Consider the following 244-nt stretch of genomic DNA (forward strand, 5'->3'; position numbering starts at 1 on the left):
CAAGACGGGCTATGTTCTGTTTCTCGATTCGGACGACGTACTCTATCCCGGCGCAGTGACCGAAGTGATGCAGAGCTTCGAGAGAGAAAACGTGGCAAAGGTGCAGTTCCGGCTGGATGTGATCGACTGCACCAGCAAATGTACGGGAGTTTATGTACCTCACTCGTTAGCCGACGGCGACTGTTTGAAACCTCTGCTCGACGGATGGCTGTACCCGTCACCGCCTGCGTCCGGCAACGCGTAT

1 pseudogene is annotated in these 244 nt (G+C 55.7%); it reads left to right on the forward strand.

What is annotated here, in order from left to right:
* A pseudogene (locus SB822_RS59940) lies at window positions 1-244 on the forward strand (glycosyltransferase family 2 protein); the annotation flags it as partial.

This window comes from Paraburkholderia sp. SIMBA_054 (genome assembly GCF_046534875.1).
Lineage (GTDB): Bacteria > Pseudomonadota > Gammaproteobacteria > Burkholderiales > Burkholderiaceae > Paraburkholderia > Paraburkholderia hospita.